This window comes from Thermostichus sp. MS-CIW-34 (assembly GCF_054060435.1).
The window spans coordinates 13,597-36,253 of the sequence record NZ_JBSSDE010000030.1 but is presented as its reverse complement, the minus strand read 5'-3'; the positions used below and the strand labels follow the sequence as shown (position 1 = coordinate 36,253).

General features: G+C 58.1%; 24 protein-coding genes, 1 pseudogene and 1 riboswitch. Of the genes and pseudogenes, 13 read left to right on the top strand and 12 right to left on the bottom strand.

Features of this window, described 5'->3' with window-relative positions:
• Window positions 1-489: 489 nt before the first annotated feature.
• The 7 genes from ACVWYY_RS10675 to rsmH all read right to left on the bottom strand — a co-directional run bounded on the left by ACVWYY_RS10675 (window position 490) and on the right by rsmH (window position 7,489).
• Window positions 490-1,083 (bottom strand): IS607 family transposase, encoded by a 594-nt coding sequence (locus ACVWYY_RS10675; RefSeq protein ID WP_011431697.1) that lies wholly within the window; start codon window positions 1,081-1,083, stop codon window positions 490-492.
• 221 nt (window positions 1,084-1,304) lie between these two features.
• Window positions 1,305-1,898 carry a hypothetical protein gene (locus tag ACVWYY_RS10670; protein WP_457440499.1) on the bottom strand — a complete coding sequence of 198 codons (594 nt, stop codon included), beginning with the start codon at window positions 1,896-1,898 and terminating at the stop codon, window positions 1,305-1,307.
• A gap of 51 nt (window positions 1,899-1,949) precedes the next feature.
• Window positions 1,950-2,819 (bottom strand): (2Fe-2S) ferredoxin domain-containing protein, encoded by an 870-nt coding sequence (locus ACVWYY_RS10665; RefSeq protein WP_011432955.1) that lies wholly within the window; start codon window positions 2,817-2,819, stop codon window positions 1,950-1,952.
• Window positions 2,820-2,830: 11 nt separating this feature from the next.
• Complete coding sequence (locus ACVWYY_RS10660; RefSeq protein ID WP_457440497.1) at window positions 2,831-3,238, bottom strand: DUF1636 domain-containing protein; 408 nt, start codon at window positions 3,236-3,238, stop codon at window positions 2,831-2,833.
• Window positions 3,239-3,366: 128 nt separating this feature from the next.
• The gene (locus tag ACVWYY_RS10655) at window positions 3,367-5,337 is read right to left on the bottom strand and encodes a TonB-dependent receptor plug domain-containing protein (RefSeq protein ID WP_457440495.1); all 1,971 of its coding nucleotides are present in this window, start codon (window positions 5,335-5,337) and stop codon (window positions 3,367-3,369) included.
• Between the two features lie 42 nt (window positions 5,338-5,379).
• Window positions 5,380-5,531: riboswitch (cobalamin riboswitch) on the bottom strand.
• A 345-nt stretch (window positions 5,532-5,876) separates the two neighbouring features.
• Complete coding sequence (locus ACVWYY_RS10650) at window positions 5,877-6,401, bottom strand: hypothetical protein (RefSeq protein WP_457384511.1); 525 nt, start codon at window positions 6,399-6,401, stop codon at window positions 5,877-5,879.
• A gap of 176 nt (window positions 6,402-6,577) precedes the next feature.
• Entirely contained in the window at window positions 6,578-7,489 is a 912-nt protein-coding gene (gene rsmH / locus ACVWYY_RS10645; RefSeq protein WP_414357048.1) for a 16S rRNA (cytosine(1402)-N(4))-methyltransferase RsmH, read from the bottom strand.
• A 234-nt stretch (window positions 7,490-7,723) separates the two neighbouring features.
• On the opposite strand from rsmH, the gene aroA reads away from it, so the two are divergent.
• Together aroA and ACVWYY_RS10635 are read left to right on the top strand one after the other, a co-directional pair.
• Window positions 7,724-9,058, top strand: coding sequence for a 3-phosphoshikimate 1-carboxyvinyltransferase (gene aroA / locus ACVWYY_RS10640; RefSeq protein WP_457440503.1), 1,335 nt, complete (start codon window positions 7,724-7,726; stop codon window positions 9,056-9,058).
• Between the two features lie 35 nt (window positions 9,059-9,093).
• Window positions 9,094-9,444 carry a TIGR03792 family protein gene (locus ACVWYY_RS10635; protein ID WP_414417226.1) on the top strand — a complete coding sequence of 117 codons (351 nt, stop codon included), beginning with the start codon at window positions 9,094-9,096 and terminating at the stop codon, window positions 9,442-9,444.
• Here ACVWYY_RS10635 and ACVWYY_RS10630 read toward each other — a convergent pair.
• Window positions 9,441-10,217, bottom strand: a complete 777-nt coding sequence (locus tag ACVWYY_RS10630) for a DUF502 domain-containing protein (protein WP_238376947.1) — start codon at window positions 10,215-10,217, stop codon at window positions 9,441-9,443. The two genes, ACVWYY_RS10635 and ACVWYY_RS10630, sit on opposite strands and share 4 nt — an antisense overlap.
• A 294-nt stretch (window positions 10,218-10,511) precedes the next feature.
• Here ACVWYY_RS10630 and ACVWYY_RS10625 point away from each other — a divergent pair, with 294 nt between their 5' ends.
• The 3 genes from ACVWYY_RS10625 to ACVWYY_RS10615 all read left to right on the top strand — a co-directional run bounded on the left by ACVWYY_RS10625 (window position 10,512) and on the right by ACVWYY_RS10615 (window position 13,768).
• Window positions 10,512-10,979 carry an SRPBCC family protein gene (locus ACVWYY_RS10625; protein ID WP_414522411.1) on the top strand — a complete coding sequence of 156 codons (468 nt, stop codon included), beginning with the start codon at window positions 10,512-10,514 and terminating at the stop codon, window positions 10,977-10,979.
• 73 nt (window positions 10,980-11,052) lie between these two features.
• Complete coding sequence (locus tag ACVWYY_RS10620; protein WP_457402668.1) at window positions 11,053-11,556, top strand: GNAT family N-acetyltransferase; 504 nt, start codon at window positions 11,053-11,055, stop codon at window positions 11,554-11,556.
• A 106-nt stretch (window positions 11,557-11,662) separates the two neighbouring features.
• Window positions 11,663-13,768, top strand: coding sequence for a thioredoxin domain-containing protein (locus tag ACVWYY_RS10615; protein ID WP_457440493.1), 2,106 nt, complete (start codon window positions 11,663-11,665; stop codon window positions 13,766-13,768).
• 47 nt (window positions 13,769-13,815) lie between these two features.
• Here ACVWYY_RS10615 and ACVWYY_RS10610 read toward each other — a convergent pair whose 3' ends face one another.
• Window positions 13,816-14,250 carry a Fur family transcriptional regulator gene (locus tag ACVWYY_RS10610; protein ID WP_414331897.1) on the bottom strand — a complete coding sequence of 145 codons (435 nt, stop codon included), beginning with the start codon at window positions 14,248-14,250 and terminating at the stop codon, window positions 13,816-13,818.
• A gap of 219 nt (window positions 14,251-14,469) precedes the next feature.
• Between ACVWYY_RS10610 and ACVWYY_RS10605 the strand changes: the two genes are divergently transcribed.
• From ACVWYY_RS10605 to ACVWYY_RS10570, 8 genes and pseudogenes are all read left to right on the top strand, one after another.
• Window positions 14,470-15,663 carry a metallophosphoesterase gene (locus ACVWYY_RS10605; RefSeq protein WP_041437268.1) on the top strand — a complete coding sequence of 398 codons (1,194 nt, stop codon included), beginning with the start codon at window positions 14,470-14,472 and terminating at the stop codon, window positions 15,661-15,663.
• Between the two features lie 207 nt (window positions 15,664-15,870).
• Window positions 15,871-16,181: pseudogene (locus tag ACVWYY_RS10600) on the top strand (zinc ribbon domain-containing protein); the annotation flags it as partial.
• A 5-nt stretch (window positions 16,182-16,186) separates the two neighbouring features.
• Window positions 16,187-16,390, top strand: coding sequence for a hypothetical protein (locus ACVWYY_RS10595; protein ID WP_414408983.1), 204 nt, complete (start codon window positions 16,187-16,189; stop codon window positions 16,388-16,390).
• Between the two features lie 93 nt (window positions 16,391-16,483).
• Window positions 16,484-16,828: an ArsR/SmtB family transcription factor gene (locus tag ACVWYY_RS10590; protein WP_414330075.1), complete on the top strand. Its 345-nt coding sequence runs from the start codon at window positions 16,484-16,486 to the stop codon at window positions 16,826-16,828.
• A 247-nt stretch (window positions 16,829-17,075) separates the two neighbouring features.
• Window positions 17,076-17,327 carry a hypothetical protein gene (locus ACVWYY_RS10585; protein ID WP_457402671.1) on the top strand — a complete coding sequence of 84 codons (252 nt, stop codon included), beginning with the start codon at window positions 17,076-17,078 and terminating at the stop codon, window positions 17,325-17,327.
• Between the two features lie 113 nt (window positions 17,328-17,440).
• Window positions 17,441-17,986 carry a DUF3110 domain-containing protein gene (locus ACVWYY_RS10580; protein ID WP_457402673.1) on the top strand — a complete coding sequence of 182 codons (546 nt, stop codon included), beginning with the start codon at window positions 17,441-17,443 and terminating at the stop codon, window positions 17,984-17,986.
• 41 nt (window positions 17,987-18,027) lie between these two features.
• The gene (locus ACVWYY_RS10575) at window positions 18,028-18,753 is read left to right on the top strand and encodes a hypothetical protein (RefSeq protein ID WP_457402675.1); all 726 of its coding nucleotides are present in this window, start codon (window positions 18,028-18,030) and stop codon (window positions 18,751-18,753) included.
• Window positions 18,754-18,766: 13 nt separating this feature from the next.
• Window positions 18,767-19,174, top strand: coding sequence for a hypothetical protein (locus ACVWYY_RS10570; RefSeq protein ID WP_457416413.1), 408 nt, complete (start codon window positions 18,767-18,769; stop codon window positions 19,172-19,174).
• Between the two features lie 24 nt (window positions 19,175-19,198).
• Here the strand turns inward: ACVWYY_RS10570 and ACVWYY_RS10565 are convergent, their stop codons facing one another.
• The 3 genes from ACVWYY_RS10565 to larE form a co-directional block, all read right to left on the bottom strand.
• Window positions 19,199-19,483, bottom strand: a complete 285-nt coding sequence (locus ACVWYY_RS10565) for a DUF1830 domain-containing protein (RefSeq protein ID WP_457402739.1) — start codon at window positions 19,481-19,483, stop codon at window positions 19,199-19,201.
• 278 nt (window positions 19,484-19,761) lie between these two features.
• Window positions 19,762-21,594, bottom strand: coding sequence for a DUF3769 domain-containing protein (locus tag ACVWYY_RS10560; protein ID WP_457440491.1), 1,833 nt, complete (start codon window positions 21,592-21,594; stop codon window positions 19,762-19,764).
• 52 nt (window positions 21,595-21,646) lie between these two features.
• A complete protein-coding gene (gene larE, locus ACVWYY_RS10555) occupies window positions 21,647-22,567 on the bottom strand; it encodes an ATP-dependent sacrificial sulfur transferase LarE (RefSeq protein ID WP_457402679.1) in 921 nt (306 codons plus the stop codon).
• Window positions 22,568-22,657: the final 90 nt, after the last annotated feature.

Sequence of the window (22,657 nt, the reverse complement as noted above, 5' to 3'; positions counted from 1 at the left end):
CCCGCCCCATCAAACCCTGTAAGGAAGCTTCTTACCCCAGGGTCAAGCGCAACCACCCCCTTTGCTAACGAACACTGCTCGTTCACGGGCTCAGGAAAGATGGCATACCATCTGTCTTTCACCCGCATTAGTTCAGTCCCACGTGCCCATTCTCTGGGCATCTCCTCGGATGCACGAAACGCCAAACCTCGGGTGAGTTTCGGATACCACGTTCCATTGCGAAAGTTGCCGGCGTTGAACTGCAGCGTATGTGACCTGTCCCGCACACTGCGAAACCTCGCGTCTTTGCTTCGGCGAAACGCCAGCCACGCCTCGACGACCGCGTTCTGTTTGATGTGGCAGGGGGCGTCCTTTACCCACTGGGGCAGGTCGGAGTGCAGGATGATGTCCCGCAGCTTTCTGGCCGTTCTTGGAACACCATGCCGGCGCTGATAGGCAGTCGCTTGGTTGTAGCAGTACCGGCACGCCGCTTGCCACCGCTTCCAAACTTTAGCCAGCGCTGGCTCCGGATAAATCCGTATCTTTCTCGATTGCAGCCCGGTATTTTCTGAGTCCGTAGAGCCGACTGCTGAAGCAGTGCAGGATGGTGAGGATGTCCTCAACCAGTTCCTGTTGGGGAGAAAGGTGATCGTCATCGAGAACCAAGATTTCGCAGCCGTATTGACGGCAGTACCACTCAACGAACTCAAATCCAAACCGGCAGAGTCGATCCCGGTGAGCGACCACAATTGTTCCGACATCTCCCGCACGAACTCGTTCCAATAAGGCAAGGAACTTTGGTCTTTTGAAGTCGAGACCGCCGCCAACCTCTCCGACCACTTCGGCTCCAGGATAGAGGTTAACCAGTCTTGCAATCTGTCTCTCCAAGTCTGGTTTCTGCCCTCGACTGCTGACTCGGGCGTACAAAACGACTCGTTTGACTTTTCTTGGCGTTTTGATGTAGCTGTCGAGGTCATACCTTCTCGCCCTGCCGGATGGTGTACGTATTGCCTTGATCCAGCCTTTCTGTTCCCATCGCCTCAAAGTGTGGAGACACACCCCAAAATAATCCGCCGCTTCTCTCGGTTTTACATACCTAGCCATACCAAGCAGCCATACTGAACACACTGTACATTATTTTCAGTATAGTCCAGCGTATCATTGACTAGAGTCATGCTCACTGTTAACGCGACTGAGTTGCAAAGGGATCCCCTCCCACATAGGTCGCCCCTATTTTGGCCTGGATCCCCCTTGGGGATGTTCCAGATCACTGCAAAAGTGCTCCGCACCGCTGACGGGATGGGAAGGGCCTGTACGGGAGCAGCTCACCGCAGTTTCTCCTCTCCAAGCCACACCCGGCGACGTCCTCTGTCCCACACCAGCAGCGCGTGGATCCCGATCCAAAGTCCTGTCCACAGCCAGTTGTGCAGCCAGATTTTGCCCAGGATGGGCAGGGTCAGGCCCTCCGTTCCCCCCAAGACCAGGCCGGCTGCCAAAATCAGCCCTTCAAAAGCCAGAAACCCCAAGATGAGCATGGCCGGGATCCAGAGATAGTTCATCAGCAGTTGCCTTGGTCGAAGGGTCTTGGACTGGAAAAACAAAGGGCGATAGCTGGCAGCAAGAGCAACCCCCACCGTGCCGATCCCCAGCACCAACCCCCAGGCAAACGAATCGGGAGTGCGGGGATAGTTGTGCCAGGTGTAGCCAAAGATTTGGTTGGCCAGCCAAATCATCAAAGCACTAATGGCTGCCCTTTGGCGGGTTAAAGTTGTGCCCGCAACAATACCAACAGTTACAAAGGGAAGGGTACATGTATAAGCAATATTGCTGAGGCAGCCGACGGTGGTAAACAAGCTGGGCCAGAACCAGCCTTGGGCCAAATCTTGAGCAGCTTGTATCCAAAGTGGGGCTGAGATCAAGCGGCAAGATCTGGGGATAGGTTGAGCACTCGATTGCAGGCCAATCATGCTTTAATCTCCTGGAAAAAGGTGGTCTTTCAGAGGACAGCTATTAAGCAAATGCTCAAAAACAATTTGCCGAGCTACTTGGGGAGTAACCCGCTTGTACCAGGTGCGATCCCCAGAGTAAAAAACCACGGGCCCCTGTTGGCAAACTTCCAAGCAGCCTGAGGTGATAACCTGTACGTCCAGGTTGGCTTCTCGAAGAGCCGATTCCAGAGCTTCCACAACCGGTTGGTAGTTGCGGGAAGGATAACAACGGCTGGAACGACAGACGGCAAGGTAGGGACGTTTAAGAGGGTTATCCTCATAGGGGATCCGCTCTTTCCCCTGCACATAGATGGCGCGGATGCGCTCGTAAAGAGAAAGCTTTTGGTAATCTGCTTTGCCTTCCGGCAGGTAGTCTTCCTCTGGCCCCAAAAAGGGGCTGGGCAGAAAAATCTGCAGCAAAGGTTCTTCTGCTCCATTCCAGAATTGGATCCCCCACATGCGGGGCTGACCTTGGGGATTGAGGCGCCGGTAGAGAGCAGCACGGCTAACCAATCTTTTGCGGCGCAGCTCGGGTGGGGTCTTGCGATGGGGGCCGCCTTGGTGCTCCTCCAGGCACAAATGCAGGTGCCAAGTTTCGGTGGCAACGGTTAGATAGCCATCGTAGAGCACGCACAAAGCTGGAGGTTTCTTAAAAGCCAGCTCCAGCACCCCGCCTTCCGCCACATGGCCCACCTGGATCTCGGCCCAGTGCTCTTGAAACAGCTCGTAGAGCAACGGCCCCAAGCAGTCAATATGGGCAGGGATCCCTTCATAAAGGGTTGTCCAACCCGTTAAAGAAACTTCCTGCCAAGCTTGATGGAGGGGGGTTATCCAGGGGGTAAAAGTGGCCATGAGAGAGCTCCTCAGTGCAGTGGTGGAATACGAGCAATCACCCCTTTTTTGAGAGGGCGCTCGGCCCAGGGTAGGATCCCATCTGGCTTGGTGAGGTAGAGCTCTGCTGTCTGCAGAATGAGATCCACATCTTTTGGATCGAGATCTCCAAAAACATAGGTCATCTTTTGAGGTGCTGCCAACGCAACGACACAAGCATGGCTGCAGCCGCTCATACAGGCAACCGGCTTCAGGGTCAGTTGAGGATTGAGGGTTTGGGATTGCAGGGCAGACAGCAGCATTTCTCCCTTGCTAATCCCTTCTTTTTGGCCGTTAACCCACCGAGATCCGCAAGTGACACAAACCCAAAGACAATGGCTGCTGGGTTGCTGGGCAGCGCTGCCAGCTTGGATGGGCAACTGGGAAGTTGATTGAGACATGGTGCTCCTTGATATAGTCATAGGTTTCTGTCCAAGCAAAGGGTGTGAGAAGAGGCAAAGACGATCTCAATGTCTTGGCCAAGGATTCAGCAGTGAGTTAGACAGCTAAAAGTCAGCCTCAAGTCGCTCTAAAATTGGCCCCTTAAATTAAGCCGAACGGTGCGACCCACTCCTGGGTAGCCGGGGAAAACCTCATATTGCTCATCCAGCAGGTTATCGACTCCCACCTCGAGAGCGAGATTTTCTGCTACTGGGATCCCTCCCCGCAGAGCCAGGTTGGTGTAGCCGGGCAGAGATTGGGTATTGGCGTTGTTGGTAAAGAAAGTGCCAATGTGATGCAGGAAAACTGAGGCATACCGATCCTCTGCATCGCGGTAGCTCAGGCCCAGGTTGAAGCTGTCTGCTCCCACGAAGGCTAGCTGTTTGCCAACCGCTTTGGGATCCAGCGCCGAGCGGATGATGGGATCGTTCAGGGTGTAGTTGGCAAAAAGAGTCCAGTTTTCCCCCAGCCGCAAATCCAGGGCTGCTTCTATGCCTGTGTATTCCACGAGCTCAATGTTTTCGTAGGTTCCCCTGCGCGGGCCGGCGCTGACAAAGGTGATGCCATCGCGGATGCGGTTATGGGCAAAGGTCAAGCGCAGTAGGCCAAAATCTCCCAAAGCCTGATCCAGGCCAATGTCAAAACTCTCTCCCCGCTCCGGGCGCAAATTGGGGTTGCCGTCGACTTCAAAAAAGCCGCGCAGCCGAAAGAACAGGTTTGAGATCAAGGGAGTGCGAAAGCTGCCGGCATAATTGGCCCTCAGGGTGGTGCCTTCTGCCAAAACCCAGCGGATCCCTGCGGCAGGAGAGGTGGCCGAACCGTTGACCAGATTGCTCGAATCTTGGCGAACACCTAAGTTGAGATAAAAGTTGGGCTGTGGCTTGTAATCCAGGCGGGCAAAGAGGGCCCCTTGGTTCACGGTATTGTCATAGTTGACGTTGGTGGATCCCCTGGCAAAGGAGAAGGTGGTGTTGCGAGCTGAAATGGATCGGTAGTCTGCTCCTAGAGTAAGCTCCAGGTTTTCAGCAGCCTTCCAGGTGTATTGCAGTTGGGATCCCCACCCCGTTCGCGAGATCTCATCCCGGGATCCCTGGCTTTGTGGGGCGCTGAAGCGATAGTTGAGGTCGTCAAAAAATACCCTAGCTTGCAGGGATCCCCTCTCTTGATCCCACAGCCAACTGAGATCTAACAGCAGGTCGTTGGTGTTTTGCACTGCATCGGGGGAGGGAAACTCGGTGCTGCCGGGCACCTGAAACGCTTTGTTGAGATAAAGGGCATTTCCGGTTAGGACTTGGCCTTCTGCCAATTGCCAGGTGAGCTTGGCTTGTAGGTTGTGGTACTCCACTGCCGAGTTTTCCCGCCTGCCGGCTTTGCCCAAACGCCTAATTTCAAAAGGAAAGTCGTTGTTGCTCTGCAGACGGCGATAGCTGACCACCCAGCCCAGATCCTGCACCTGGCCGCGGTTCTGGATCCCTTGCTCGTTGAGGCCGTAGCTGCCGATAGCCGCTTCCAGCACGGTCTCGGATCCCGGCTTTGGCTCCAGGGTTACGATGTTGATGACCCCGCCAACGGCATCGGAGCCGTATAAGGTGGAGCCCCCACCTGGAGAGATCTCAATACGCTCGACCACATCTGTAGTGATCTGAGACAGATCGAACCCGCCAAAAAAGCCCAGGTCGTTAATGGGGCGGCCATCCAAGAGCACCAACACCTGGGCCGTTCGTCCTCCCCGCATAAACTGGGAGCTAAGGGCTCCCAACTGGGTTCCTGCCGTGCCGTCGCTGAGGATCCCGGGCAGGTAGCGCAGGGCCTCCTGAACCGTTCTTGCCCCTTGCTCTCGAATTTGCTGGCGGGTAACGACGTAAACCGGGCGGGAAGAATCCCGCAGCAAACCAGGACGGCGAAAAGGTGTGGTGACGGGTTGATTTAAAATCTCGGCGCTAACGCCGGTTTCCAACACCTCTTGAGCTGAGGGCGGGGAAGCTGCCGGCTGCGCCCACGCTGGGATCCCCAAAACAAGACCCCCCAGCGCCAGGCTGAGACCTAGAATGGGATTCATTTTCTTTCTTGAAGCTCCTGATTCCGTGCGACGCGGAAGAAATGCGAGCCAAAACCGCAGGCGGGCATCCTGACTGAGGGCATAGGTCTAGCCCAAGCCCATCACAGTTGCGGCACAGCGCCGGATTTGCACCGGACTTTCCCCTTTACATGCCCTGGCTGATCCCCAGGACAACCTGTCGGTACAGCTTTCTCTGCGATTGCTCCGAAAAAGCCGTGCTAGGCATCATACATCCCCTGCTCTGGAGTTCCTATCCTGCCAGGGGGGATGTCATCCCCAGGGGTGAACGGGATCCCAACGACAATCCCAGGGCTTCGGATGGGCCACATCCCATTTAGGCCAGATTTCTTCACTGCTTTGTAAGCAGTTGAAGGATAGCCCGCTGCTACTCCAGATCGCGAGGCCCAGGGATCCCTTGACTTTTGAAGAATTTGAAGAATAGGGAGGATAGAGATACGCTGAGATCTTGCAAAATCCACAGCCTTTGGGAGAGTAAGAGGGGAGCAGTGGCTTGGCTGCTGTCCACGGGATTCATTGGACTAGTACCCAACCGGGTAGAAAAGAGGAGCTTTTTCGATTTCAGGCGGGGCTGTCGTCTGGTGGGCTGGATCCGGTTTAACTTGGCTGGGAGAGGCAATTGGCACCTCGATCATCCGATCCGGTACCAGCGGCACCATTTCGGAGCGGTCGGCAATTTCCCGGAGAGAATTGGCAATGGATTCTTGAGTCAGCAGAAACTGTCGTTCGTTGCGCTGCATCTGCTGCCACACCTGGTAACGCTGGCTCCACCGGCTTTGGGTATGCACAGTCCAACTGTAAAGGCTTAACACTGAAACCCCAGAGAGGATAGCCATCCCTGTGGAGATCTGCTTCCACCAAGCTAGGTGTTCTGCCCAAGCCGAATGTTGGCTGCGAGGATGGGCTGATTTCAACTTCAAATCCAAAGGCTGGGTGCGGCTGGCCTGAACTGTACCGGAGAGGGGTCGGCTCAGAGCAGAAGGCTGTCTGTGGCGACGAGGGCTTTTGGGACGATCAAGACCTGCGTTCAAAGGCTGGCTAACCATAGGGCTTAACCTCACACACACCAAGGGATCCGACGGTGCAGGACTGCCGGTTCCGCTTCACCCTAGTTCCCCGCGCCCCCCAACAGCAACCCCCTTCTCCCGATTCCCGGCCTCAGCAGGACAGCTGTCCGCTTCACAGTAGCCGATCTCTTGAGAGCGGGAGAACCAACCTAAACCTACATCTGACTGCTGCGGGCAGCCACTCGCAGTTTGGCAGAGCGGGCCCGTGGATTGCGTTGCCGTTCCAGTTCGGAAGGGGACAAGGGCTTGGGGGTGAGCACCTGCCAACGGGGATCCCTGCGGAAGGCCCATTTCACCAAGCGATCTTCAAGGCTATGGAAGCTGATCACGGCCAACCTGCCGCCGGGTTTCAACCAAGTGGGGGCTTGGGCCAGCAAGGTTTCTAAAGCCTCCAGTTCTCGGTTCACGGCAATGCGCAACGCCTGAAAGACCCGAGTGGCCGGGTGAATGCGGCCTCGCCGAGCTGCCGGAGGTACCGCCTGCCAAACCACCTGGGCCAACTGGGTAGTTGTGGCGAGGGGACGAGCCTGCTCGATGTGATGGGCAATGCGGCGGGCAAATCGCTCTTCGCCGTAACGGGTGAAAATCTCGATCAACTCTTCGACCGGGCGATGATTAACCCAATCGGCGGCAGTCTCCTGAGCTGTACTGGGATCCATGCGCATATCCAGCGGCCCCTCTCCGCGAAAGCTAAATCCCCGCTCAGGGCAGTCCAGTTGCGGCGAACTCACCCCCAAGTCGGCCACGATGCCATCGAAGGGGATCCCCTGCCCCTGCTCATCCCGAAAGCCATGCTGCTGCAGATCGAAATCGGCAAAATTGAGGTGCCACAGTTGGATGCGGCTGCCGGGGATCCCTTCTGCTGCAAAACGCGCTTGCGCCGCCTGCAGAGCCGCCGGATCCCGATCCAACCCCACCACTCGAGCAGCTCCCCCCCGCAGCAGCGCCAAGCTGTGCCCACCCCCTCCCAACGTCACATCCAAAAAAATACCGCCCCCCTGGGGTTGCAGGTAGGCCATCACCTCCTCGGTCAAAACAGAGTCGTGTTGATACACCTTGCCAAGCACGGTTTGCGGGGGTTCTATTTCTGCTGCTACAAAGTTCAGTATCTGCAAAAAAAAGGCCGAGGCCAGGCCCCGACCGAGGAATCCATGTTGTTAAGGTGATCCTCTGGGAAAAGAGGGGTGGCCGTCAAAAGACAGGCTGTCTTGGGATCCCCGGCAAAATCTCTGGGGCGCGAGTCCCGCTCTGAGTATGATGAGACTGCTCCCGCTTTTGCCCAGTCTGCCGTCAGGGTTGCTGTGTTGACTCACTCTTCTGCTACTGATATCTTGACCCTCTCGCCGGCCAAGGGCCTGCGCGGCCAAGTCAGCATCCCCGGCGACAAGTCCATTTCCCACCGCGCCCTGATGCTGGGATCCCTGGCCGAAGGAGAAACCACCATCCAAGGGCTGTTGCTGGGAGAGGATCCCCGCAGTACGGCAGCCTGTTTTCGGGCGCTGGGGGCAGATATTTCGGAGCTCAACAGCGAGTGTGTTCGCATTCGGGGAGTTGGCCTGGGCCAGCTGCAAGAACCGGCAGACGTGTTGGATGCAGGTAACTCCGGCACCACCTTGCGCCTGATGCTGGGGATCCTGGCTGGCCAGGCCGGGCGCTTTTTTGCCGTCACCGGCGATCGCTCCCTGCGCTCGCGGCCCATGGGGCGGGTGGTAGAACCGCTGCGGCAGATGGGGGCCAGCATTTGGGGACGGGCCGGTGGGACGTTGGCACCTTTGGCCGTACAAGGGGGATCCCTCAAGGGCATTCACTACCGCTCCCCGGTGGCTTCAGCGCAGGTAAAATCCTGCCTCTTGCTGGCGGGCCTGCTGGCGGAAGGCACCACCCAAGTCACCGAGCCGGCTCTCTCTCGGGATCACTCGGAACGGATGTTGCGGGCCTTCGGAGCCGACATTCACGTGGATCCAGAGGCGAAAACCGTGGCCGTGGTGGGGGGATCCCGCCTGGTGGGCCAGAGAGTTCAGGTGCCGGGGGATATCAGCTCGGCAGCCTTTTGGCTGGTGGCCGCCTCCATTGTGCCCGAGAGCGAATTGCTGCTAAGGGATGTGGGCCTCAACCCCACCCGTACCGGTGCGCTGCAGGTGTTGCAGGAGATGGGGGCCGATATTCAAATTGAAAACTGCCGGGAAATGGCCGGCGAGCCCCTGGGAGATCTGCGGGTGCGTTCGGCCCGCTTGCGCGGCTGCACCATCGCCGGCGATCTCATCCCCACCCTGATCGACGAGATCCCGGTTTTGGCGGTGGCGGCGGCCTTTGCCGAGGGGATCACCGTGATTCGCGATGCCGCAGAGCTGCGGGTCAAAGAAAGCGACCGTCTGGCTGCCATAGCCCAAGAGCTGAGCCGCATGGGAGCCCAGGTCACTGAATATCCTGATGGCCTGGAAATCAAGGGAGGGATCCCTCTTCACGGGGCCGAGGTCGACAGCCACGAGGATCACCGCATCGCCATGAGCCTGATGGTGGCAGCTCTAGGAGCGCAGGGATCCACCCTCCTCAGGGGAGCCGACTGTGCCCGCATCTCCTACCCCGACTTCATTCCCACCCTGCAACGATTGACTGCTTCCCCCCTGGAGTCTTGAGAGGGCCCATCTTTAACTTTGCCGCCTCTGCTCCTATGTCGACCTGCCCCAGCCCGCCCGGCCCTATCGCCATCGAACATCTCTGCTTCCGGGTTCCTCCCGGTGGGCAAGCAGCCTTTCTTGAGCAAGACGAGCGGGTTTGGGGATCCGCCCTGCGCCGGCATCCGGGTTTTCTGGGCAAAGAAGTTTGGCTGGATCAGCAGGATCCTGAACTTGTCCACCTCATCCTCCGCTGGGCCAGCCGCGCTGATTGGAAAGCCTTTTCCCCCGAGCAAGTGGAGGCATTGGATCGGCAAATGCGGCCTTTTTATGTGCGCTTGGAACAGGCCAAAGAATACCAGCTCTGGCAGCCCGGCCCTTCTGCAGGGACAGGAAAGCAGGATTAAGGGATCCCTTCAGTCTCAAAACCTACCTCAGAGCCCACCGAGTCAGCCCTGGGGGATCCTGCCACCCGCTCCTGCTCCACCAGCTCCCGCAAACTGGGCATGGTCACGGCCAAAGCTCCTTCTCGCCGCTGCAGCCCCGCTTCAAAACTCTCAGGGGTGACAATGCCGCCGGAAATGAGCATCTTAAAAGCATCTTCCACCGGCATGAACACTTCCACCACCTGGTCTTCCGGCACAATGGCGTACCAGCCCGTCGTTGGATTGGGGGTGGTGGGCACAAACAGGCCAAGGGAGCGCTGCGGCCCATCGGGCCGAATGGGAGTTTGAATGGTGCCCGTCACAAAGGCCAGCGCCCAAGCTCCTGGTCGGGGATATTCCACCAGCACCACCCGCCGAAAGCGCTGATTGTTGGGGGCAAACAAAACACTGACCAATTGCTTCAAGGTCTTGTACACCAGCCCCGCCACCGGAATCGCATGGAGCAACTGTTCGCTGAGATTGAGCAGCCACTGGCCGACAATGTTGCGGGCCATGAAGCCAATCAACAGGATGAGCACAATCGGCGTCAACAGGCCCACCGCCAGATCGATGAGGTTGATCAAGATCGGGTGCAAACCCTGGATGGGATTGAACTGCTTCGGAATGCTGGTCAGAAAGCCAATGCTCCAGGTGGCCACCTCCACCGTCAGCCAAATGGTAGTTGCCAGAGGGATCACCACCAGCAACCCCGCCACGAAGTAGTTCTTAAGATGCTGTTTCCATTGTGAAACCATGGTGAGGTCGTTCCGTCAAGTCAACCGAGTGGATGCACCGAACCTTTGCAAGTGGAGCTTGCAGATGGCAATCATGATACCTGCCTTCTGCATTGCCCTCATGGGGGGCAGCCGCAACTTGCTCGAAAAAGAAACCGGGCTGCCAAAAAGCGCAGAGCCCCAAACTTTCACGAGGCCGATAATGCTATCTTAGGTCGATATAAAATTTTGTAAAGGCAGGGATCCCGTCCCGAGGCGTTGTGGCCAAGCCCCTGGATGGTTTGTGTTTCTGCTGGGTGTTGCGTGGGAGGCCCTATGTCAGAGTCAGATTGGCTAGAGCATACCTGTCAGGTGGAGGTGCCTGTTCCCATTGAGCAGGTATGGGATTTGTGGGCCAACCTCACCCTCATGCCCCGCTGGATGAAGTGGATCCGCTCGGTGGAATTGCTGGATCAGGAGCTGTCCCGGTGGACACTGGATACCCGCGGCCTCACCTTCAGTTGGATCTCCCGCACCCACACGGTGGTGAAACACCAACACATCGGCTGGAGTTCGGTGGAGGGGCTGCCCAATCGGGGCGCGCTGCGCTTTTACGACCGCAAAGGCAGTACCATTGTGAAGCTGTCGGTGGCCTACAAGCTCCCGGGGATCCTCGGCAAAATCTTGGATGGCCTGTTTGTGGGCAAAGTGGTGGAGAGCACCATCCAGGCGGACCTGGAGCGCTTCAAGGCCTATGCCCTGGAGCATGCGGGGCCAACCGCCGAAGGTGCCTCGGCCAGCTAGCCTCAGTTTGTCAGGCCTAAGCGTTTTGTTGAACTTCCCCTTGCCAACCCTCACTGCTGCAAAGGTTTTCTTCATGCCCGATCCCTCTCCTGAGCCTGTCATTGCCCTCTCTCGTCAGCCGGTGGACAACCGCAACATTCGCTTCTCTCTGGAGCGGGGCGAGCTGGATCTGGATCAACTTCTCCTGCTGTTGAACCGCAACGCCTTTTGGGCGCAGAATCGCCGGCGGCAGGAGATGGAGCGGGCCGTTGCCCACAGCCATCCGGTGGTCAGCGCCTGGGATGGGGAGCGCCTGATTGGCTTTGGCCGCGCCACTTCCGATGGGGTTTACCGAGCCGTCCTCTGGGATATCGTGGTTGATCACGATTACCGACGTCAGGGCATTGGGCGCAAGTTGGTGGAAACCCTGATCAGCCATCCCCACCTGCAGTCGGTGGAGCGCATCTACCTGTTCACAACCCATCAGCGTGGCTTTTACGAGCGAATCGGCTTTGTGGAAAATCCCAGCACCACCTTGGTTTTACACGGGCGCCCTCTGGAGTTTTTAGTCCCGGCTGCCGAGCAGGAGCAGGCTTGACCGACAGGGATCCTGGGTGAGTGTATCTTGAACAACAGTGGGTTGGCTCTGCCTTGGGAGGAGGACGCGCTAGCCTGAAAAGCAAAAAGGGTGAGAGGGTGTACTCATGGCCAATCGCCTCGCCACAAGTTCCAGCCTTTACTTGCGCAAGCACGCCGAGAACCCGGTGGACTGGTGGCCTTGGATCCCAGAAGCTCTGGAGAAAGCGCGGGCCGAGGATAGGCCGATTTTCCTATCCATCGGCTATTCCAGTTGCCACTGGTGTACGGTCATGGAGGGCGAGGCTTTTTCCAACCCTGAAATTGCCGCCTTTTTGAATGCCCATTTTTTGCCCATCAAGGTGGATCGCGAGGAGCGGCCCGATCTCGACAGCATCTACATGCAGGCGTTGCAGCTCATGAGCGGGCAGGGGGGGTGGCCCCTCAATGTTTTCCTCACGCCCGATGACCTGGTGCCCTTTTACGCCGGCACCTATTTTCCCGTAGAGCCCCGCTTTGGCCGCCCGGGGTTTCTGGCCTTGCTGCAGCGCATCCTGCAGTTTTACCGGCAGGAAAAGGAAAAAATAGAGGAGATGAAAGGCCAGATTTTGACGGCTCTGACCACCCTCAGCGACTTAGTGCCGGAAGACCACATTCCCGCCGACCTGCTGCGCTCTGGGATCCCCAAGATCCAGCCTTTGCTCTCCAATGCCGGGGCGGTGCAGCAATTTCCCATGATGCCCTACGCTCAGTTGGTATTGCGTTCGGCCCGCTTCGACCCACCAGAAGGGATCCCCGGCTCGCAGAGCGCTCTGGAACGGGCCAAAGAGCGAGGCATGGCCTTGGTGCTGGGAGGGATCTTCGACCATGTGGCCGGAGGATTTCACCGCTACACCGTGGATCCCACCTGGACGGTGCCCCACTTTGAAAAGATGCTCTACGACAACGGGCAGATCCTAGAGTTTCTCTCCGATCTGTGGGCGCACGGTATCCAAGATCCGGCCATCGAGCGGGCGGTGCGGCTGACGGTGGAGTGGGTGGCGCGAGAGATGACCGCCCCTGCCGGGTATTTCTACGCCGCTCAAGATGCCGACAGCTTTGCCCGGGCAGAGGATCGAGAGCCAGAGGAGGGAGAGTTCTACGTCTGGCGCTGGCAGGAGCTGCAGGAGCTCTTGGGGGAAGAAACCTTCCGCGCCTTGCAGCAGGCGTTTGACCTATCGCCGGGGGGCAACTTCCCCGATCGGCCCGGCTGCATCGTCTTGCAGCGCCAACAGGGAGGAGCGTTGCCGCCAGAAGTTGAAGCCGCCTTGACCACCCATCTGTTTCAGGCACGCTATGGCTCTGCGGAGCGACGAGTTCCCTTCCCTCCGGCAGTGGATGCCCAGTCGGCCCGTCTGCAATCCTGGCCAGGGCGAATCCCACCTGTCACCGACACCAAGATGATCGTCTCTTGGAACGCCTTGATGATCTCCGGCCTGGCGCGGGCCTATCAAGTGTTCGGCAACGCAGACTATCTGCAATTCGCTCTGCGGGCAGCCCAATTCATCCTCAGCCAGCAGCGCCACCCTGAGACCGGATCCCTGTTGCGCCTGAACTACGATGGCACAGCTCAGGTGCCCGCCAAATCGGAAGATTACGCCCTGCTGATCAAGGCCCTGTTGGACTTGCAGCAAGCCTGCCTGCCCCTGGTGGGGGATCCCACCCCTCAAGACTGGTTGCAGGCTGCCCTCCAGCTCCAGCAGGAGATGGATGCGCAACTGTGGGATCCGGCCAGGGGGGGATACTTTGTCAGCGATGCCCAGAGTGCCCCTGAGCTGTTGGTGCGAGAGAAGGAGTTCCAGGACAACGCTACCCCTGCAGCCAATGGGGTGGCCATTGCCAACCTGGTGCGCCTGGCCGCCCTCACTGGAGATCTGGACTACCTGGAGCGGGCAGAGCAGGCCTTGAAAACCTTTGCCCACATCATGAGCACCCAGCCGCGCACCTGCCCCAGCCTTTTTGCCGGACTGGATTGGTATAGCAATTGGGTGAAAGTCACCCTGGAGGCCGATTCCATTCCCGCCTTTCAGCAACGATCTTGGCCCACCACCGTCTTTGCTCTCCCCACCGAAGCCGAACCTCTGCCGGAAGGAGCTCTAGGGCTGGTGTGCTGGGGCAACAAATGCCTGGCCCCTGCCAGTTCTCTCGAGCAAATCCAGTCGCAAATCGGCAAAGGCCAAAATCGAGCTTACTGACCTTTGCCCAACTTTTGCTCAGGGCAGCAGGGATCCCTTTGCCAAGGTTACTGCTGGGGCTCCGCAGGCTTTTCCACCCCAAAAAACTCAATGCGGTAACTTTGGATGCGGGTGCCCGTTTGTTGCTCCACTTGGGCCAGCAGTTCAGGCGGCAGCTCCACGTCCACATCCAAGATGCGGTTGCTATCCAGACAGTTCACGTGGCTGTGGGGATGGGTGCGGTTGCCGTAGCGGCGCCCATCGGCACGATCCAAGCACTCGACAATGTTGTGGCTGGCCAAAGCTTCCAGGTTTTGATAAACGGACGTGTGGCCAATCGGTTTGCCCTGCTGATTGAGGCGATCGTAAATCTCGCGGGCGGAGAGGTGCTCGCCACACTGCCACAGCAGCTCCAGGATATAACGGCGCTGTCGGCTCAAACGCAGATTGCACTCCCGGCACCGTTCCAAAGCAGCTTCCAAAGAATCCAAGGGGCGAGGCATGGAAAACCTCAAGTCATACCGAGTCTGAGATAGGTAGTTGCTCATCTCTACCAAGGTAGCATTTGTGCGTCAACAGTTGTTCAAAAAACACCCCGAACTCTACAAGAGCTGCCGCGCATAGCCATCTTCGAGCCGAGTCCAGGCCGTGCGCAGATGGAAGAGCCCAACATCAGCCTTTTGATTTTCTACAATACCGCTGGAGTGTTGGGGGCAAAGATCATGCAGCGGCGCAAGGTAATTCTGGGTTTGTTGGGGTTGGCCAGCAGCAGTGGATTGGCAGGAGCCTATTGGGCCAGTCGGCAGCAGCCCTCTCATCTAGCCCCAGGGATGGGATCCCCTAGAGCCGCTCTCCCCTCTCCTACCCCCCAGCCCACCCCCACCGTCGTCCCCCATCCAGATGCCCCCCATGGCCTCTACATCCCCCCCCGCCGAGATCTGCGCCTCTTGGTCATCAGTGACATGAACGGCATCTACGGCTCGGTGGAATACGACCCAGAGGTGGATCGGGGCATCGGCCTCATCCCCTATCTTCAGCCGGATATTGTTTTGGGAGGAGGAGATATGGTGGCCGGTCAGGATCCCCGCCTGTCGGAGGAGCGCATTCGCGCCATGTGGGCAGCCTTCGACCGGCATGTGGCTGGCCCAATCCGTGCGGCCAAACTTCCCTACGGCTTTACCTTGGGCAATCACGATGCTTCCTGTGCCCGCACCACGCGGGGCGGCTTTCTCTTTCAAAAAGAACGGGATCTGGCCCGCGAGTTTTGGAACGATCCGGCCCACGACCCAGGTTTGAACTTTGTGGATCGGGGGGACTTTCCCTTCTACTACACCTTTGAAAAAGACGATGTGTTTTACCTAGTCTGGGATGCCACCTGCAATTACATCCCGCCCGAACAAATGGCCTGGGCGGAAGCGGCTCTGGCCAGCGAACGGGCTCAGAAGGCCAAGTTGCGCATTGTCATCGGCCATCTGCCCCTCTACGCCATCACTGTCGGGCGCGACGATCCGGGAGAAGTGCTGCTGGAGGCGGATGCCAAACGGGCTCTGCTGGAGAAGTACCGCGTCCACACCTACATCAGCGGCCACGACCACGGCTACTACCCTGGCCACAAAGGGCAACTGCAACTGCTTCACTGCGGCATTCTCGGCTCTGGCCCTCGTCCCCTCTTGGGCAGCCCTCTGCCCCCCCGCAAGACCCTCACCCTTATCGACGTGGATTTCGAGAGCCCAGATGTTACCTATTACACTACCTATCACATGCGGGATCTGAGCGTGATCGACCAAGCAGAGCTGCCCCGTTTCATCACCGGGCACAATGGCTTGGTGCTGCGCCGCGACGTCAATTGGGACAACCTCACCCCCCAAGAAATCGCCACCTGCCAAGCTCGTATTGGATCCCTGTGTCGGGATTAACGTCTCCGTCTTGGCAAAAGATTGATGAGCCGTTTGTAGATGCTCTCGCGAGGGTTCTGCACACTTCGCGAGCAGCCCAGGCTTTTCAACAGATGATTCAAAGCAGCTTTTTCCAGCAACACCAGCCATAGCCGGTGCAACTGTGTCTCTCGCATAACGGATCCCAGTGATTGATTTCAGCGAAACTGTGGAGAGCTTGTGAAGAAAGTGGTAACTGTACCACCGGCCTATACCTCACAGACTTGCCACAAATGCTTGCCCATTCATCCCGACTCTGGTAAGTCGTACCGGGATGGGAAGGGATTTAAGTGCGGGCATTGTGGTTGGGAAGGGGATGCTGATTTTAACGGTGCAAATGTGATTGCGCTTTTGGGGGCTGCTGTAAACCAGCCTAGAGGTCAAGCCTACGGCTCGCTTCGCGAACGTGGTTGGCTTGCCAACTACAGGGCTACCGTTCGCGCCAGCGGGCCGGAGGCCTTAAGCCTGCCCTGTACTGCGAAGCAGTCAGGGTCGGGTAGTTTACATGACCTATTTCCGAGAGCTGGACAAATCTTGGTACCTGACTCAAGCGGGCTTGGCGGAGTACCTCGATACCCTCAGCGAACTCACGGAACGCTTGGAAGGTTTGCAGTCTTTTGCGAATCTCTGTGAACAGGCCAATCAGAAAGATCCGTATCAACTGATCCCTTCTGAACCGGAAGGTCTGTATTTGCTTGCCTTCGAGTGAGATGCTGCCAAACTGGTTGATTGTCGCGCCTTTCCCCTGCCATCGAATCCATCAGCAGCCGCAGCGCAAAACTCCTGCTACCCTGGTTGGATGATGGTTTCGTTCCTGGTTGAGGTAGAGGGGAATTTGACAGATGAGCAGGTGCGGGAGGGATTCCACGCCCTCTCTGACCCGATTCGTCTGCGCGTGCTGCAACTGCTGCAGGGGCGTGAGTTGTGTGTTTGTGATCTCTGCGAGGAGCTGAAGGTGAGCCAATCCAAGCTCTCGTTTCACCTAAAAACCCTGCGGGATGCGAAATTGGTCAATGCTCGCCAGCAGGGGCGCTGGATTTACTACAGCCTCAACCCACCCGGTTTTCAGCTCCTGCAGCATTTTTTGGATAGATTGGGGCAAGCTGGCCCTGTCAAGGCCGCAGTTCCCTGTGTGGAAGACCTCTAAGGCGAGCAGGGATCCCAAAATGTCCCTAGAAAAACTGTCGGATCCCGCCCTTGTACATTCCGAAGACGGGCTTGCTGCAACACAAGAAATTACAGATGTGAATGGTGTTCCCTGCTGGCAACCCCAGGGATCCCGGCGGGTCAACTCGGAGAAAATGAGGATCCCATCTCCTAAAATCCATCAAAGTTCCCTGACACCGGCTCCCCTGTTGCTTAGTTAGGATTGATACAAGAGAGGTGGGAACAACATGATACGTGAACAGCGAGAAGAGTTGGAACGCATCCACCGAGCACACCTGTGGAATCGTCTCAAAGAGCGGGTGAAACGCGCCCAGTTAAATCCATCTCTGCTGGCTTTGCTGGCACGAGAGGCTTTTGAGTTGGGCTTTCCCCTTCCCTCTTTATCCGACCAACCCAAAGCCGATTCCCCTGCCGAGCAGCCAAAAGATGGAAGTAATCATCGCCGCACAAGGCCTCCGGCCCGCTGGCGCGAACGGTGAGCCCACCCTCTCGTCTGGCCGAGAAAACGGGCAGCCACGATCATCGCAGAACTTCTCTCCAGGGACTCTCAGAACAGCTAGTCTAGGCAATGATTTTGAATAAATCAGAGCCCATGATGAACACCGCCGAAGCCCTTCAGATTCTCAACCTTCCGCCGGACGCAACCGAGCGGCAGATCCGGGGGCGACTGTTTCAGGAATACCAAACCCTCAGTACTGCCCTCGCAGAACTGGAGGACGAGCGACAAAGACCCTTGCTAGAGGCGCAACTGGCGCGGCTGAATGAGGCGCGGGATGTATTGCTTAGCGGGGGATCCCAGGCTGAGAAGGGTTTGTCTTGGGTCAGCCCAGGAGACTTGCCCCCCCAGGTGATCGTGCTGCTTTACCAAGCCAATGGGCAGGAGGGAATCTGCACGCGCCAGGTTGGGGGTCAAGATATCGTCATTGCTTTCGAGAGCTCGTTTGCGGCAAGAAAATATGCGCAGCGGTTGGCTCAACAGGGACTGCCCAAGCCCGTGGCAGAACGCTTTGACACGCAGGAGATCGTCGATTTTTGCCGCAGCGGAGGGTATGGGTTGATGGTGGTTCCGGCCAGCGAAACGCTGGAGCCCCTACAAGAAAGCACGGAAGCTGCCCGTGATTGGCAGGGCAGGTCTTGATGCCGTTTGGCCTCGATCCACTTGCGTTAAGGGTGCCCTCGATGATTAGTGTGGAACCGATCTCCGCGGACGAGTTTCGCCAGCTCATGGCCGCCGATCTGGACGCTTGCTGCGAGGCCTTTGATTTGCGGGCGGAGTACCTGCGTTTGCAGCAACAGCGGCTACGCTCCTGGGGCATGCTGGCCTTTGGTTTGATAGCAATAGCCTTGGTCATCTTCTTGGGGATGCGGGATCCCGGCTCTTGGGTGTCCTATGCCGCAGCTACCGGGATCCTACTGCTGCTCCTGTTGGGGATCCTGAGAGCCAACTTGCGCTTGGGAAAAAGCCTGCATCGCATCCGGCAGCGTTGGCAGGAGGCCCACCTGCTCAACAGCACCCCCGAGGTGATGAAGTTTGCCACCGATCTGGCCCGCAAAGTAAAAGACTACAACCACTGGGTCAACGAGCTCCAACAATCCCTGCAGGGGGGGCAGCATTGGCGGGATTTTCGGCAACTCAGTGAGGCTGAGCAAAAGTACATCCAGTCGCTGTTTTTGCAGGTGCGGGCCCAACTGGTGATGGCCCTACAGGTGTGCCGAGCTTTGATCGAGGATCCACAAGCCTCTGTGGCTCAGTATCTCAACCAAATGGTTGCCCGGGATCAGCAACTGCTGGAGCAGTTTACCGCCAAAAACCTGACCGCCAACCGCTACGTGACCTTGGCTCGCCAGCTATCTGTGCTGGAGGAAGATTTGCAAGCCCAGCTCAGAGCCTTGGGATCCCGATGATACCCTGTTGGAGGTGTCCAGCAGCGTACTCATGGGCAGTAGAGGCACTCGAAAATTGTACGGCCTGTTGCTTGCCGGCGGACTGGGCTTGCTGGGATGCGGGGATCCGAATGTACCCCTGACCCAACCGCCCCCCGATGCTTTTCGGGTCAGCACCCCACGGCCACCGCGCCTGGATCTCTATCCCACCCCACCACCCACGCCAACTCCTACGCCGACACCACCCCCCAGCTTGCTGGAGCTCACGGCCCGTTGGTTGGGGATCCCTTGGCCGCCCCAAGAGACCAGCCTGGTGAGATTGAGCGCCCGTTTCCTGGAGATCCCCCTACCTCCCAAGCCGCGCCGCTCCGCCAGCCCCTCACCTCAGCCTTCCCCCAGTTCGGAAAGAGAAGAGAGAAAGCAGCAAGGCCGCGAAACCTAGTCCGCACCCCTGGCCTCTGGAGATCTAGGCGCCCGCAGTCACCGGCTCCGTTTCTCGAACGCGCAGCTTTTCACAGGGGATGGTGTCTGCCAGAATGGAGCTGGCCATCATACCCGTGTGAATCTCTAGCTTGGCTCCAGGCACCGCTTCAAAGAGCAGCCGCTGGCCTGGAAAGACCACCCGCTCAAAGTACCAGTTTTCGATATTCGTGATGCGAACCACCTGAATGGAGCTGGTCGCATTGATGTAGCTACAGGTTATTCGCTCTGCTCGTTTTTTATCGGGGATTGCATCGAGTGTTTGCATAATTCAGATTACCAGCCCACGTTGCTCAGCCTATCATCTACCCTAACACCGTCTGGGGATCACTGCGGTAGTCTGCGATACGGCGATCCCAACTGGCAGAAATCAATCCTGGAAAAAATGACTTCTGTATTTTACCTTACTGTTTCGATTTCCAAGAGGGTTCTGCAATTCGAGGAAGATTTGAATTAGGATTTTTCCCCAATATGGGACAATTTCTCATAGAAAATCTCCACAGAGTAGTAGTCAGGATTACATTTTTCCGTTCCCTTGGAGTTTGGGGATCAGGGCTCTTGGATCCTCGATCCCGTCGTCGGCTGCGGCGAGGATTGGCCGGGATCCCAGTTCAGGCCCTCCACCCGCAGCTCCAGAGCCCCCGACTGGCGCACCGGATTGTACTGCAGGCTGAAGCCATAGGTGCGGCGGTCATAGCCCAGGCGATAGACGACATCCACCTGCTGGCCTGACTGCAAATCTACCGTCGTCTCTGCCCCCACCCGCAGCGGGCCGTACAGTTGTTGCAAAAAGCCCAGGACGAGCTGTTCCCGCGTGGTGATGCGGTCGAACAAAAATGGCGAGGCTCCGGCCAAAAAACCGTTGGAGTAGGTCACCCTCAGGTTGGTGTAGTCGAAGGTATCGGCCACAAAAGCCCCAATCACCGCATCAATGCCAATACTGCCGGCAGTATAGCTCTGGGCTCGGCCATTGGAGTAAAAAGACTGGCTGCTGCTCACACCGGTGCTGAGCCAGATCCCTTGCTCGATGGGCAGAGCGGAAAAGCGGGGTGGGGGATCCGCCGCCGTCTTGGGAGGGCTCCAGAGGGGAAAGGAGCGATTCAAGGTTGCCCCCAGTTGCAGGCGGGAGAGCTGAATGCGGTCGGTGGTGTTGGCTAAGGCCAACTCCGGATCCGTGTCGATTTCATCCGGCTGCCCCAAGGCATCAATGTAGTCGACGGCTATGCGGTAGCTGAGATCCAAGCCGGTATTCCCTAGGCGCAGGGTGGGTGAGCGGTAGCTGGCACCGAGGCGGTTTTCCACAATTTGAAACCCCAGGCGACCGCTGAAGAAGCGTTCCCGATAGGCGTAGGTGTAGGCGACTTCTCCACCATCGCCGGTGGTGATGCGGTGTTCGACCTGGGCTCGCAAGCGCTGAGCAAACTCCTGGAAGACGATCCCCCGCAGCTCGGCAAACAGCGAGGTTTGAGCGTTGGCTTCCGGTTGCCGCCAACGAAAATCGGCCCGCAGCCCGATCCCATCCAAAAGGCCCTGCTCACTGCCCCAAAGACGTTGTGGATACAGTTGCGGGGAGAGCACCAAGCTCACGTTGGGATCCCGCAGCAGCTCGAAGTTGGGTTGCAGGATCAGGCCCCGTCGCAATTCTTCTCGGTCGAAATCGTCGTAGAAGATGCTGACCGGAGGCTGACGGTTCAACGAGTCGAAGCGCAGCCGAATGGGCAGGGGCAGAAACAAGACCTGGTCGAAAACCAATTGCCCCGCCTCGGCAATCAGCAGGCTGGAACCATCTGCCTGAAGAGTGGAGGTCACCCGTGGGCTGCGAATCTCCAACTCCGGCGGATCCAGCGGGTCGTTGGTCAGCCGCACCTGTTCTCCTTCCCAGGTGGTGGCATCGAAGCGGATGCGAACGGCACGAAAGCGCACCAGCCGCTGCGGAGAGAGGGCGGCTGCCGGGGATCCACTGGCCTGCAACTGGCCAATATCCACCTGCCCGAAGGCCTCTTCCAAAAATCCCCGCTCTTGCTCAAAGTCGTATTCTAGGCGGGATCCCTGAATGCGCTGCCGATCCAGTTGAATAGAAACATTGCCCTCGGCCACAGCCCGCCGCTGTCGCAGCTCAATGCGCAGGCGATCCGCCCGCAACACAGAGCGGCCCAGCCGCATCTCCACATTGCCTTCTGCTTGGAAGACTTCCGCCCGTTGATCGAAGGTTTGCCGGTCAGAACGCAGCCGTAACGTTCGGTCGGCAACGGCGCTGAGGTCAGTCGTATCCATGGGCTGAGCGCCCCCCTTCTTCTGGGACTCCACCTGAGCCGCAGTAGGGCCGGCAACTGCCAACCCCAGCACCCCCAAGCAGAGCCAGAGCAACCGCAACCCTCTCATAATCACCCGGCGCAAAACTTCAACACAGATCCCCTACGGCTTCCCCAGCCCGCTAGCTTGTGGCCAACTGGGAAAGGTTGAGGACTCGGTTGAGCTTGCCGCTGCGGTAGCCCTCCAAATCGAGACTGACATAGAGATAGCCGAAGGATTTCAGGGCCTTGACCAGCGCTTCCAGATTGGTTTTCTGCACAAACTCCACGATCTGATCCGGAGGAAGTTCGATGCGGGCGGTGTCCTTCTCCGAGCGCACCCTGACCTGCCGCCAACCCAAGCTGCGCAAGTAGCGCTCCGCCGCTCCCACCCGACGCAGCTTCTCAGGGGTGATTGCCTCCCCGTAGGGAAAGCGAGAGCTGAGGCAGGGTTGGGCCGGTTTATCCCACCAAGACAGCCCCAGGTGGCGAGACAATTGCCGCACCTCCAGCTTGCTCATCCCCACCTCCGCCAAAGGGGAACGCACGCCGCGCTCCCGAGCTGCCTGTGTCCCCGGTCGGTAATCGGCCAGATCGTCGGCATTGAGGCCATCCACCACATGGTCATATCCCTGGGCTTGGGCCAACAGGCGCAAGGTATCGTGCAAGTGGCTTTTGCAGAAGTAACACCGGTTAACGGGGTTGGCGGCGTAGCTCGGATCCTCCAGCTCGTGGGTTTCGACGATCTGATGGCGGATCCCGATTTGCCGAGCCTGCTGAATTGCCTCCTCCAAATCTTCCGGCAGCAGCGAAGGAGAAGCAGCGGTGACGGCCAGGGCCCGCTCCCCCAGCTGATCGCAGGCCAACTTGGCCACCAGGCTGCTATCAACCCCCCCAGAGTAGGCCACCAAGACCTGCTCCATCTCGGCGAAGATCTGGACAAGCTGCTGGAACTTGCGCTGCAGGACGGGATCCCACTCCAGCAGGGGGTTGGCCGCTATTCCTCCCTCTCCGGGGGGGAGAGGGTCGAGACGAGAAGCGGTTGGGTCTTGGGTTGTGTTCATGAAGCCAGGAGATGCCAAACGTTTGGAGAACCAAGCAAGGGCACCGTCTCGCCACCGCCGGCAGGAGAAAAGCCGGTTGCTATCAGGGGC

Excerpts from the sequence above, each read along its gene's own strand:
- ACVWYY_RS10675 (WP_011431697.1), bottom strand. The coding sequence starts at position 1,083 with ATGGCTAGGTATGTAAAACCGAGAGAAGCGGCGGATTATTTTGGGGTG.
- ACVWYY_RS10665 (WP_011432955.1), bottom strand. The coding sequence starts at position 2,819 with ATGGCCACTTTTACCCCCTGGATAACCCCCCTCCATCAAGCTTGGCAG.
- ACVWYY_RS10660 (WP_457440497.1), bottom strand. The coding sequence starts at position 3,238 with ATGTCTCAATCAACTTCCCAGTTGCCCATCCAAGCTGGCAGCGCTGCC.
- ACVWYY_RS10655 (WP_457440495.1), bottom strand. The coding sequence starts at position 5,337 with ATGAATCCCATTCTAGGTCTCAGCCTGGCGCTGGGGGGTCTTGTTTTG.
- ACVWYY_RS10650 (WP_457384511.1), bottom strand. The coding sequence starts at position 6,401 with ATGGTTAGCCAGCCTTTGAACGCAGGTCTTGATCGTCCCAAAAGCCCT.
- ACVWYY_RS10635 (WP_414417226.1), top strand. The coding sequence starts at position 9,094 with ATGTCGACCTGCCCCAGCCCGCCCGGCCCTATCGCCATCGAACATCTC.
- ACVWYY_RS10630 (WP_238376947.1), bottom strand. The coding sequence starts at position 10,217 with ATGGTTTCACAATGGAAACAGCATCTTAAGAACTACTTCGTGGCGGGG.
- ACVWYY_RS10625 (WP_414522411.1), top strand. The coding sequence starts at position 10,512 with ATGTCAGAGTCAGATTGGCTAGAGCATACCTGTCAGGTGGAGGTGCCT.
- ACVWYY_RS10620 (WP_457402668.1), top strand. The coding sequence starts at position 11,053 with ATGCCCGATCCCTCTCCTGAGCCTGTCATTGCCCTCTCTCGTCAGCCG.
- ACVWYY_RS10615 (WP_457440493.1), top strand. The coding sequence starts at position 11,663 with ATGGCCAATCGCCTCGCCACAAGTTCCAGCCTTTACTTGCGCAAGCAC.
- ACVWYY_RS10610 (WP_414331897.1), bottom strand. The coding sequence starts at position 14,250 with ATGCCTCGCCCCTTGGATTCTTTGGAAGCTGCTTTGGAACGGTGCCGG.
- ACVWYY_RS10605 (WP_041437268.1), top strand. The coding sequence starts at position 14,470 with ATGCAGCGGCGCAAGGTAATTCTGGGTTTGTTGGGGTTGGCCAGCAGC.
- ACVWYY_RS10595 (WP_414408983.1), top strand. The coding sequence starts at position 16,187 with ATGACCTATTTCCGAGAGCTGGACAAATCTTGGTACCTGACTCAAGCG.
- ACVWYY_RS10590 (WP_414330075.1), top strand. The coding sequence starts at position 16,484 with ATGGTTTCGTTCCTGGTTGAGGTAGAGGGGAATTTGACAGATGAGCAG.
- ACVWYY_RS10585 (WP_457402671.1), top strand. The coding sequence starts at position 17,076 with ATGATACGTGAACAGCGAGAAGAGTTGGAACGCATCCACCGAGCACAC.
- ACVWYY_RS10580 (WP_457402673.1), top strand. The coding sequence starts at position 17,441 with ATGATGAACACCGCCGAAGCCCTTCAGATTCTCAACCTTCCGCCGGAC.
- ACVWYY_RS10575 (WP_457402675.1), top strand. The coding sequence starts at position 18,028 with ATGATTAGTGTGGAACCGATCTCCGCGGACGAGTTTCGCCAGCTCATG.
- ACVWYY_RS10560 (WP_457440491.1), bottom strand. The coding sequence starts at position 21,594 with ATGAGAGGGTTGCGGTTGCTCTGGCTCTGCTTGGGGGTGCTGGGGTTG.
- larE (WP_457402679.1), bottom strand. The coding sequence starts at position 22,567 with ATGAACACAACCCAAGACCCAACCGCTTCTCGTCTCGACCCTCTCCCC.